The organism is Mesorhizobium sp. M0317, from assembly GCF_040321555.1.
GTDB lineage: Bacteria > Pseudomonadota > Alphaproteobacteria > Rhizobiales > Rhizobiaceae > Mesorhizobium.
The window spans coordinates 1-513 of the sequence record NZ_JAMYRV010000119.1 but is presented as its reverse complement, the minus strand read 5'-3'; the positions used below and the strand labels follow the sequence as shown (position 1 = coordinate 513).

Genomic DNA, 513 nt, shown 5'->3' with positions numbered 1-513 from the left:
AAGACGAATCCGACGTCGCCGCCGTGATTGCGGCACTCTTGGATGCGGAGGGCTTTTCCAGCGACATCGCACCCGATATCGCCACAGCAACGGCGCTTCTGAGGTCCCGCGAATACGTGGCCTTGACCCTCGACATCAAGCTGGCGGGGGAATCCGGTATCAAGCTCTTCCACGACATTAGGGCATCGCCGGTCAATTCCGACATTGCGGTCATCGTCATCTCCGCCGTTGCCGATGAGGCCAGGGGATCGCTGAACGGCAGCGCCGTCGGTATTGTCGACTGGCTGGAGAAGCCGGTGGATTCAAAGCGGCTTCACGCCGCCCTTGCCAAGATCCTTGCTGGCAGGACCGAGCAGAGGCCGAAGATTCTGCATGTCGAGGACGACGAGGGCGTGCTTGCGGTGATGTCGGAGGGGTTGGGTTCGGGTGTCTCGATCACTTCTGCGAAGACCCTCAAGGACGCCCGGGAGGCGATCGGCCGGCATCGCTTCGATCTGGTGATCCTGGATATTG

General features: G+C 61.2%; 1 protein-coding gene. It reads left to right on the top strand.

Translation table 11 applies throughout. From position 1 onward, the window contains the following. The coding region (locus tag NKI88_RS31790; RefSeq protein WP_352659361.1) for a response regulator at positions 1-513 on the top strand (513 nt) is incomplete at both ends.